Below are 9,510 nucleotides of genomic sequence, written 5' to 3' on the forward strand. Positions count from 1 at the left end.
GAATTACACATTCCATTAAATCTTTCCACACTCAAAATCAACAACCACTTCCCTGGCAAAAAGTCAAAAAATGGTCATTGCCTTCCTGAAAAAATAGTGTCAGGATTAATCAAAACCAATCACATATTGATTCGAATTGAACTATCATGAAGGTAAATGGCGATGAGTAAAGTGAAAAGTATCACCCGAGAATCCTGGATCCTGAGCACTTTCCCGGAGTGGGGTAGCTGGCTGAATGAAGAAATTGAACAAGAGCAGGTCGCCCCTGGCACATTTGCGATGTGGTGGCTAGGCTGCACCGGGATCTGGTTGAAATCAGAAGGTGGCACCAACGTTTGCGTTGATTTCTGGTGCGGCACTGGCAAACAAAGTCACGGTAACCCGTTAATGAAACAGGGTCACCAGATGCAGCGCATGGCTGGCGTGAAAAAACTGCAGCCAAACCTACGCACCACCCCGTTTGTTCTTGATCCGTTTGCGATTCGCCAGATCGACGCGGTACTGGCGACTCACGATCACAACGATCATATCGACGTTAACGTCGCTGCTGCCGTGATGCAGAACTGTGCTGATGACGTACCATTCATTGGACCGAAAACCTGCGTTGATTTGTGGATTGGCTGGGGCGTACCGAAAGAGCGTTGCATCGTGGTCAAACCGGGCGATGTTGTAAAAGTGAAAGACATTGAAATTCATGCGCTTGACGCTTTCGACCGTACTGCACTGATCACCCTGCCTGCCGATCAAAAAGCGGCTGGCGTACTGCCGGACGGCATGGACGATCGCGCGGTGAACTATCTGTTCAAAACGCCTGGCGGCTCCCTGTATCACAGCGGCGACTCCCACTACTCTAACTATTATGCGAAGCACGGTAACGAACATCAGATCGATGTGGCGTTAGGATCGTATGGTGAGAACCCGCGCGGTATTACCGACAAAATGACCAGCGCCGATATGCTGCGTATGGGTGAAGCCCTGAATGCGAAAGTGGTTATCCCGTTCCACCACGACATCTGGTCAAACTTCCAGGCCGATCCGCAAGAGATCCGCGTGCTGTGGGAGATGAAAAAAGATCGTCTGAAGTATGGCTTCAAGCCGTTTATCTGGCAGGTTGGCGGCAAATTTACCTGGCCGCTGGATAAAGACAACTTCGAGTACCACTATCCGCGCGGTTTCGATGATTGCTTCACTATTGAACCGGATCTGCCGTTCAAGTCATTCCTGTAATCTGTCGTTTATACCGGATAGCGTGGAGAAGTTCGCGCTATCCGGCGTAGTATTTCCTGGCTATTTCAAATATCATCTAAAAAAATCAAATTTTATCGGAATAGCTCATGACTGAAGCACAAAGACATCAAATCCTCCTGGAAATGCTCGCACAATTGGGCTTTGTGACCGTTGAGAAAGTCGTTGAGCGTCTGGGAATTTCGCCTGCCACTGCGCGACGCGATATCAATAAACTTGACGAAAGCGGCAAACTGAAAAAGGTGCGCAATGGCGCAGAAGCTATTACCCAACAGCGCCCGCGCTGGACGCCGATGAATCTGCATCAGGCGCAGAATCACGATGAAAAAGTACGTATTGCTAAAGCGGCCTCGCAACTGGTTAATCCGGGCGAAAGCGTAGTCATCAACTGCGGCTCCACCGCGTTTCTGCTTGGGCGGGAAATGTGTGGCAAGCCAGTGCAAATCATCACTAATTATCTACCGCTGGCAAATTACCTGATCGATCAAGAACATGACAGCGTGATCATTATGGGCGGACAGTACAACAAAAGTCAGTCCATCACTTTAAGCCCGCAGGGCAGCGAAAACAGTCTCTATGCCGGGCACTGGATGTTTACCAGCGGCAAAGGACTGACCGCAGAAGGGTTGTATAAAACCGATATGCTGACGGCAATGGCAGAGCAGAAGATGCTGAGCGTGGTAGGGAAACTGGTGGTACTGGTTGATAGCAGTAAGATTGGCGAACGCGCGGGAATGCTTTTTAGCCGTGCCGATCAAATCGATATGCTTATCACCGGCAAAAATGCTAACCCGGAAATCCTGCAACAACTGGAAGCGCAAGGGGTCAGCATTCTGCGTGTTTAAAGATGCTGGCGGAAAAATGTCACGGCAGCATCTAACGCCTCAGGCGTAATGCGGTGACGCACGCCTGGCTGCCATGAACAGGTTAGCAGTTTATCCCGTCCCGTCTCGCTTAAGGCCTGCTGCAAACGTAGTGATTCATCGGCAGGCACAACGTCATCGTCGAGGCCATGCCACAGCAGTAGAGGTCTGTCACCAAGTTGTTCCAGGTGGTTTGTCGCTTCCCACTCTGCCAGCGGCGCGACAATGTTATTGAATTCATTCTGCTGTGCTGCCGTTTCAGGTATCAGCGGTGGAAACAGTGAACGGGCGAGCGATGTAAAATAGCCCGATCCCATCATGCTGGCGGTACATTTCACCGTGGGGTGGCGAGCGGTAATTCCCAGTGCCGTCATCGCGCCCATCGACGCGCCACCGACTGCCAGACGGTCATCAAGCAGCCAGTTTTCTTCGGCTATTGCCGCACGTAAAGTAGTGAATTCCTGCATACTTTGTAGCAAGATTTGCCAGAATTGATTTAACCGCCGCGCTGCGTCACCACTAAAACGGCTACCGTGATCGGGCGCATCCGGCATGATCACCCGCAAACCAGCCTGCGCCAGCGCAACGGCAAAATAGCTATACACCAGACTGGATGAAGTAAAGCCGTGATAAAAAATTACGCACGGTAACGGGGTATCTTTTTGCCCGACAGGATAAGCATGAAGAACGGGAATATCTGCCAGCTCGCGTGATTCTATTTCAATCATCTGTCTCTCCTTTTTGTCTGGTATGACATGAAGAAATCCTTAGCACAAGTTTCTGCTGGCGGTATTAGTTCATAATGTTGAGATGTGGGTTACGCTTTCGTCACGTTTTCATTCGAAAATCGCGTACCAGGTAACAATTCGGGAACATTCCCCCAAAGTTAAATTAATAAGGCACTACACTATGGTTAGCAGGAAACGTAATAGCGTTATTTACCGGTTTGCCAGTTTATTATTGGTGTTGATGTTAAGTGCCTGTAGCGCACTGCAAGGTACGCCACAGCCAGCACCGCCAGTAACGGACCATCCGCAAGAGATTCGCCGCGACCAGACGCAAGGGTTACAGCGAATAGGTAGCGTAAGCACGATGGTTCGGGGTTCTCCGGATGACGCATTAGCAGAAATCAAAGCGAAAGCTGTCGCTGCAAAAGCTGATTATTACGTTGTCGTCATGGTGGACGAAACCATCGTGACAGGACAGTGGTATTCACAAGCCATTTTGTACCGTAAATAAATCAGACAACTTACATAGTCAGCTTTACATTGCTTTGCGTCCCTATGCGTTTACCTGTGCACAATAAATTACCGGCTGGAAGCCTGGGCGTTTATTACCGCGATGGAATGCCCTGCAACATGTGGGGAAACGAAAAATGGAGCTGACGATGAAACAATTACTTGCCTCACCCTCGCTGCAATTAGTGACTTATCCTGCGAGCGCCACGGCACAGTCTGCAGAATTCGCCAGTGCTGACTGCGTGACGGGCCTGAATGAAATAGGTCAGATCTCAGTTAGCAATATTTCAGGGGATCCGCAGGACGTGGAACGTATCGTGGCGTTAAAGGCCGATGAACAAGGTGCGTCATGGTACCGCATTATTACCATGTACGAAGACCAGCAGCCTGATAACTGGCGCGTACAGGCGATACTGTATGCATGAGTGTTATCTACAGCAAATGAACAATGCCGGATGCGGCGCGAGCGCCTTGTCCGGCCTACAATTTTCGCATATTTCATTGAGTTAATCGAAACCAGCGTCGCATCAGTCGTATACGCTTACACACACACTCCCCCCGTCGCCCGCAGCAATAAATCATTCTGGATCTGCTCTGACAGCCGTATGCCGCCGCGCGTATCTAACATCACCTGACACCACGCCTGCGCCATTGGCGGAGAGGCATATTTCAACATTTGCGCACCGCAGCCCAGCAGGAATAGCTGATGAGTAATCTCTCGCCCCAGTTCTTCAGCTGGCTTGCGCAGCTGCTGCTGTAAACGACGAACCGCGCGATCAAAATAGCGATCCTGCCCTTTCACTTCCACAAACGCTTCCGACAATAAGTCGTATACGCCCGCTTGCTTATTGAGAACGCGCAGCACATCCAGGCACATAATATTGCCGGAACCTTCCCAAATACTGTTTACCGGCATCTCCCGGTAAAGCCGCGGCAGCTCGCTCTCCTCGCAATAACCAATGCCGCCCAGCACCTCCATCGCTTCGGCCACAAACGGCATACCTCTTTTGCAGATCACAAATTTTGCCGCAGGCGTAAATAAACGCGCCCACAGGGCTTCTTTGGCATCGGCACGCCGGTCCCACGCTCGCGCAAGACGAAACAGCAACGCCGTTTGCCCTTCAAGCTGAAGTGCCATGCGACTTAAGACATGACGCATAAGGGGCTGTTGGATCAATGGATTACCAAAAACATGGCGTTGATGTGCATGATAAATCGCCAGCGAAAATGCACGGCGCATCATGGCATGGCTACCCAGGGCGCAATCAAAACGCGTCATCCCACCCATTTTCAGGATCAGACGAATTCCTTCCCCTTCCTGCCCCAACAACCAGCCAATGGCATCCTGAAACTCCACTTCGCAGTTGGCGTTAGAGCGATTACCCAGCTTATCTTTCAGCCGCTCGAGGCGAATCGCGTTGCGTTGCCCGTCAGGCAAAAAGCGCGGCACAAAAAAGCAGGACAAACCGCCCGTAGTCTGCGCCAGCACCAGATGCGCATCGCTTTGCGGCACCGAGAAAAACCATTTATGCCCCACCAGCCGATAAGAGCCATCTTCCAGGCGCTCTGCGCGGGTGGTGTTGCTCATGACATCGGAACCGCCCTGCTTTTCCGTCATTCCCATGCCAATCAACAAACCGCGTTTTTGCCCACCTGGCAATAAGTGAGAATCGTAGCGATCGCTCAGCAGCGGCGTGGTCCAGTCCTGAAACGGCGCGGGTAACATCTGTAACAGCAATGGCGTGGCGGCAAAGGTCATGGTTATCGGACATAACGACCCTGCCTCAACCTGTGCGTGCAACATAAAACGCGCCGCGCGCGCCACAAATGCGCCGGAGCGAGCGTCTTCTTCCCAGGCAAGATTGTGCACCCGATTGGTACATAGCGCCTGCATCAGCAGGTGCCAGGCGGGGTGAAAACGCACATCGTCCAGACGGCGTCCTTGCGCATCGTAGCGCAATAATTCAGGCGGATTCACATTCGCCAGCCGCCCCAGTTCAAGGGATTCAGCCGTTCCTAACTGCTGACCAATACTGGCTAGAAAATCGCTATCCCAGCCAGCACCTTCACGCGTTACCGCTTCGCAGAGCGCGCCATCAGACAGGTATAAGTTGCTGTTATTTAATGGTATAGGTTGATTAAAAACGGTGTGAGTTTGCCAGTGCACTGTGTCTCCCTCCATCAATGGCAGTCACCATTAGTATGGTCACTGCCATGGATTCATGACAGAAAGAGATTGCTAAAACATTCTTATCCAGCAATGTAATGCGGAACGAAACGTGAGGTGTCTTTGGTGATCAGTGTGTTATCTTCACGGATCCCCATTCCGCACGCTTCATCATCGACAATCCAGCTACCGATGAGTGTGTAGCTATCGCCAAATCGCGGCAGAGGTTGAAACGCCTGGTAGATCATCGGTTCATCGGCGTAATCACCATCAGCGTGGTCAACGACGTTATTCTGACCGTCGAAAATGGTGACGTTTCCGCCTTCGCGCGAGTAGATCGGTTTACGCACATAGCTTTCGCCAGCGGCAATCTGCGATTTTTCACCCTCAAACCAGGATGCAAGAAGGTTAGGATGACCAGGGAAGAAGCGCCAAAGCAGCGGCATTAGCCCTTTATTACTCAAGATACTTTTCCATAACGGCTCCACCCATTGCTCGCGACGCTTGCACAGCAGCGGACCGTTATCGTCACGCATCATCCACTCCAGCGGATACAGCTTAAATGCACGCTGGATGACATTATCATCAAGATCGGTCAGTACACCGCCGACGCCCAAACCGAGATCTTCAATGTAGATAAACCGCGACTCCTGCCCTGCCTGCTGGGCGCAGTCCTGCAAGTACAGCACGGTAGTCCTGTCTTCATCGGTGTCCTGACAGCAGCAGAAATAAAACGGCTCCCGGCTATAAAGCTCGCTAAAGCGTGAAATCAGGCGTTCCTGAATGGCATTGTACTGATCGGCATCACGCGGAATAATGCCGCTGCGCCGGGCATCCTCCAGCCACAACCACTGGAAATAAGCCGACTCATACAACGAGGTCGGCGTATCGGCGTTGTACTCCAGCAGCTTCACCGGCGCATTGCCACACCAGGCAAAATCCATCCGGCCATACAGCGAAGGATCGCGTGCGCGCCAGCTTTCGGCGATCACATCCCAGTACAACGGCGGGATCGCCAGTTGCGTCAGGATCTCTTCGTCTTTAACCGCGCGATCCACCACCTCAAGGCACATCTGATGCAGTTCCGCAGTCGGTTTTTCGATCTGCTCTTCAATCTGGCGCAGAGTAAAACGGTAAGCCCGACTCTCGTCCCAATAGATTTCATTGTCGATGATATGAAAGTCGAAACCGTTGTTAGCGGCGATCTGGTCCAGATCCCGTCGCACAGGAACGTTGTGTCTCAGCATGATTAGCCTCCCCAATGCCCACGGGCGCTGGAAGAACGACCATAGCCGCCGCGCGAAACGGTTGACGCTTTTTTGGTGGTAAAGCCGCCTGAAGAGTAAGACTCTTTTTTGCCAGAACCGGAGCGCCAGGAGTAATCACCGGAAGTGTTGCGCCAGACGGGGCGGGAAGCAAATGAGGATCCGCCGCTGTTATAGACGAACGGCTCATCGCGATCTTTACGAATAACTCGGCTTAACAAAAATCCAGAAACGACCGGGATCCAACTCTGTTCAACATTGTCGTAGTAGCAATTTTCGTACTTAGACTGACAATTCTGCTGAGTCATATTCTTCGGAACATCGGCATAAAATGCCGCTTTGGCGTTGTTCCAGCCACGCGCGCAAATGTCGGCATTATTACCGTCATCAATACAATCCTGCACTGTCGAATAAAACGTTCCGTCGCCGTCGTTATCGACATCGCCACTTTCACTCCATCCTTTGACTATTAAAAAAACGGCACCGCCCATTAGCACCAACGTTAAGTATTTTTGTGCGTAGCGATTGCGGCGCGGCTCAAAAGGATTATGCGGTCTTCCAATGCGACTGATCGCTCCGTGACCAATTTTACTGTTATTTCTTGATTTGCGTTTTCTGGCCATGATCGTCCATTACCATGTCATACAAGCTGCGTTAAAAATACCACCAGCCAGTGCGGCGGTTCCCATAAACATTCCTGCTGCGGTATTGTGATTAATAATTTTTTCGCTTAATGCGGGCATATAAAGTCTGACACCAGCAAAAACGAGTAACTGAATCACCAGTGCAATCCCGCCCCAGGCGAAATAGTCTGGAATACTCACCGCATTGATTGCCGCACTGGATAAGGGGATCACGTAACCCAACAATGTACCGCTGAATGCCAGTGACGCCGCGGTATTATTGTTTTTGATTAATTGCCATTCGTTGTGCGGTGTAATTTTGGAGTAGATAAACAGAAAAATAATCACCATAGCCACGCCAATAAAAAAATAGGCACTAAAGGCAAGAAGTGAATCCAGTATATGCATTGTAAACGTCCTTGTAATTAACCAATAATATGAAGTGATGTCAGCGGGATATCGACACCCAACGCGCGCGAAAATAACCACTCTGGCTCGCCGAGATCGTTAAAAGATTCCTCACCATTTAACAGCAAATATTCGTAAGTATCTTCGGTTACTTGGCGTTGGTAGCCCATGGTAAAATTATGGACCTCCCATTTGGCATGGTTTTGATTTTCTACTTTTTCCAGCATGTAGACGGGTTCGATATTTCCCGGTTCTTCGCTGTTAAAAAATCGCTGCCAGCGTTTTTCCTGCCAGTTTAAGATCATTGCCCCCATCACTTTGGCGTTGATCGCCTCGCGCCAGTGACTCTCTTTACTGATACCGTAGCTCTCTTCATAGACAAAGAGCTTGATATCATCAATGTCATCAATATCTTCGCCGCCGGTGGTATTGATTTGCAGAAATTCATCGCCTGAAGTGTAGTAGCGGAAAATCTGACTACCGCCGCCCAGATCGATGTGGCTGACAGCGGCTACCGTAAATTCCTCACCCGGCAGCGCAATCAGCAATTCATCTTCCAGCAAACGAAACGCTAACGTGTCGAGCGTAAAGCCACTATTGAGATGAAGTCCCAGCGGACCGCGAGCGATAGCAGGCTTATTATCCTTGCCAAACAGACGCTGGAAAAAACCAGACATATTTTATCCTTAAAATAGTTGCCAGCCTTTTAGCGAGGCTGGCAAAAAAATTACTCGCCCTGTTAGCGTTGCAGTCTTGCTAATACATCCTGGGCGCTACTTTTATTGCTACCGCCAATTCCGGCTTCCGCCAGCTTTTCATCAAGATCGCGACCGTCTGCGACTTTTTCCAACTGTGCAGCAGCATCCAGGCGAGCCTGACGTTCGGCCTGACGCGTTTGCAGGCGTTTTAAGGATTCTGCCGCTGTCGAAACGCTGGAAGATGCGCCAACGGTAGAGGTTGTTACAGCCTGTTGTGCACGCTGCATGGCTTCAGTGGCTTTAACGACTTCCATTTGCTGCTCAAACTGAGCGATACGCTGCGCTGTCGCTGTAACTGCTTTTTCCACGCCATCACGGGAGACTTCCAGATTCGACAACACTTGCTCTTCAGCGGTAATGAGATTCTCAAGGCGCGCGATTTCTTCAGCAACTTCGTTAATCAACGACGGATTAACGTTCTTGCTTAACGCTTCCAGCGCACGGGCTTCCAGACTGGCTTTGCGCTCACGTAAATCTTTCAGCTTATCGTGACTTAATTTCACCCGCGCCAGCAGATCAACGCGAGATTTTCCGGCTTTATCGAGTTCAGCTTTAGCGTCACGAATATGCTGTTCCAGCATGCGCACGCCCTGGGTTTCTTCAATGGATTCTTCCGCCTGGGAGATAAACGATTTCCCCAGCGTAAATAAACTTTTTAAAATTCCCATAAATACCCGTCCTTGTAATTAGTGTGAATATTCTTCTGTAATTTCAGCCAGATCCAATGCGTTATCTACCAGCGAGGTTATCTCAAGCAGGATATCTTCAAGAGAAGATTTAAGCGATAACGCCCCGAAAACAATGTAATACTCTTCCTGTTGCACGCTGGAGATTCCTACCGATGACAACGGCATCATCTTCTGATTTCTTAATAAGAAGGTATTAAATTCATCTGGATTGCTGATACTACTTACCGGACAAATAAAGGTTTCGATAATCATTT

12 protein-coding genes are annotated in these 9,510 nt (G+C 50.2%); 4 read left to right on the forward strand and 8 right to left on the reverse strand.

All coding sequences use genetic code 11. The features are described 5' to 3' along the window. The first annotated feature begins 162 nt into the window (after positions 1–162). Positions 163–1,227, forward strand: a complete 1,065-nt coding sequence (ulaG, locus tag E0D98_RS18445) for an L-ascorbate 6-phosphate lactonase (RefSeq protein ID WP_001295191.1) — start codon at positions 163–165, stop codon at positions 1,225–1,227. Positions 1,228–1,334: 107 nt separating this feature from the next. Beyond that, entirely contained in the window at positions 1,335–2,090 is a 756-nt protein-coding gene (gene ulaR, locus E0D98_RS18450; protein ID WP_000133631.1) for an HTH-type transcriptional regulator UlaR, read from the forward strand. Here the strand turns inward: ulaR and yjfP are convergent. Beyond that, the gene (yjfP, locus tag E0D98_RS18455) at positions 2,087–2,836 is read right to left on the reverse strand and encodes an esterase (RefSeq protein ID WP_000569702.1); all 750 of its coding nucleotides are present in this window, start codon (positions 2,834–2,836) and stop codon (positions 2,087–2,089) included. The two genes, ulaR and yjfP, sit on opposite strands and share 4 nt — an antisense overlap. Before the next feature lie 181 nt (positions 2,837–3,017). On the opposite strand from yjfP, the gene bsmA reads away from it, so the two are divergent. Both bsmA and yjfN read left to right on the forward strand, forming a co-directional pair. Further along, positions 3,018–3,347, forward strand: a complete 330-nt coding sequence (gene bsmA, locus E0D98_RS18460) for a biofilm peroxide resistance protein BsmA (RefSeq protein ID WP_000254633.1) — start codon at positions 3,018–3,020, stop codon at positions 3,345–3,347. A gap of 148 nt (positions 3,348–3,495) precedes the next feature. Further along, positions 3,496–3,771, forward strand: a complete 276-nt coding sequence (yjfN, locus tag E0D98_RS18465) for a DUF1471 family protease activator YjfN (RefSeq protein WP_000811566.1) — start codon at positions 3,496–3,498, stop codon at positions 3,769–3,771. Between the two features lie 116 nt (positions 3,772–3,887). On the opposite strand, the gene E0D98_RS18470 is transcribed toward yjfN, so the two are convergent. The 7 genes from E0D98_RS18470 to E0D98_RS18500 all read right to left on the reverse strand — a co-directional run. Then, on the reverse strand, positions 3,888–5,513 hold the full coding sequence (locus tag E0D98_RS18470) for an isovaleryl-CoA dehydrogenase (RefSeq protein ID WP_131890816.1): 1,626 nt from the start codon (positions 5,511–5,513) through the stop codon (positions 3,888–3,890). Positions 5,514–5,596: 83 nt separating this feature from the next. Continuing rightward, positions 5,597–6,760: a glutathionylspermidine synthase family protein gene (locus E0D98_RS18475; RefSeq protein WP_000943987.1), complete on the reverse strand. Its 1,164-nt coding sequence runs from the start codon at positions 6,758–6,760 to the stop codon at positions 5,597–5,599. A 2-nt stretch (positions 6,761–6,762) separates the two neighbouring features. Continuing rightward, on the reverse strand, positions 6,763–7,401 hold the full coding sequence (locus E0D98_RS18480; RefSeq protein WP_000101649.1) for a DUF1190 domain-containing protein: 639 nt from the start codon (positions 7,399–7,401) through the stop codon (positions 6,763–6,765). 9 nt (positions 7,402–7,410) lie between these two features. Beyond that, a complete protein-coding gene (locus E0D98_RS18485) occupies positions 7,411–7,809 on the reverse strand; it encodes a DUF350 domain-containing protein (protein WP_000547760.1) in 399 nt (132 codons plus the stop codon). A 17-nt stretch (positions 7,810–7,826) separates the two neighbouring features. Next, positions 7,827–8,486 (reverse strand): YjfK family protein, encoded by a 660-nt coding sequence (locus tag E0D98_RS18490; protein ID WP_000012553.1) that lies wholly within the window; start codon positions 8,484–8,486, stop codon positions 7,827–7,829. Positions 8,487–8,548: 62 nt separating this feature from the next. Further along, on the reverse strand, positions 8,549–9,235 hold the full coding sequence (locus E0D98_RS18495; RefSeq protein ID WP_000511953.1) for a PspA/IM30 family protein: 687 nt from the start codon (positions 9,233–9,235) through the stop codon (positions 8,549–8,551). Between the two features lie 18 nt (positions 9,236–9,253). Continuing rightward, the coding region (locus E0D98_RS18500; RefSeq protein ID WP_072257279.1) for a DUF2170 family protein at positions 9,254–9,510 on the reverse strand (257 nt) is incomplete at its 5' end.

The organism is Escherichia sp. KCJ4928, assembly GCF_004352695.1.
In the GTDB taxonomy this organism is placed as follows: domain Bacteria; phylum Pseudomonadota; class Gammaproteobacteria; order Enterobacterales; family Enterobacteriaceae; genus ECMA0423.

What these genes read in the sequence shown, in the direction of transcription:
- bsmA (WP_000254633.1), top strand. Translation starts at nt 3,018, where the DNA reads ATGGTTAGCAGGAAACGTAATAGCGTTATTTACCGGTTTGCCAGTTTA.
- E0D98_RS18475 (WP_000943987.1), bottom strand. Translation starts at nt 6,760, where the DNA reads ATGCTGAGACACAACGTTCCTGTGCGACGGGATCTGGACCAGATCGCC.
- ulaR (WP_000133631.1), top strand. Translation starts at nt 1,335, where the DNA reads ATGACTGAAGCACAAAGACATCAAATCCTCCTGGAAATGCTCGCACAA.
- E0D98_RS18495 (WP_000511953.1), bottom strand. Translation starts at nt 9,235, where the DNA reads ATGGGAATTTTAAAAAGTTTATTTACGCTGGGGAAATCGTTTATCTCC.
- E0D98_RS18480 (WP_000101649.1), bottom strand. Translation starts at nt 7,401, where the DNA reads ATGGCCAGAAAACGCAAATCAAGAAATAACAGTAAAATTGGTCACGGA.
- ulaG (WP_001295191.1), top strand. Translation starts at nt 163, where the DNA reads ATGAGTAAAGTGAAAAGTATCACCCGAGAATCCTGGATCCTGAGCACT.
- yjfN (WP_000811566.1), top strand. Translation starts at nt 3,496, where the DNA reads ATGAAACAATTACTTGCCTCACCCTCGCTGCAATTAGTGACTTATCCT.
- yjfP (WP_000569702.1), bottom strand. Translation starts at nt 2,836, where the DNA reads ATGATTGAAATAGAATCACGCGAGCTGGCAGATATTCCCGTTCTTCAT.
- E0D98_RS18490 (WP_000012553.1), bottom strand. Translation starts at nt 8,486, where the DNA reads ATGTCTGGTTTTTTCCAGCGTCTGTTTGGCAAGGATAATAAGCCTGCT.
- E0D98_RS18485 (WP_000547760.1), bottom strand. Translation starts at nt 7,809, where the DNA reads ATGCATATACTGGATTCACTTCTTGCCTTTAGTGCCTATTTTTTTATT.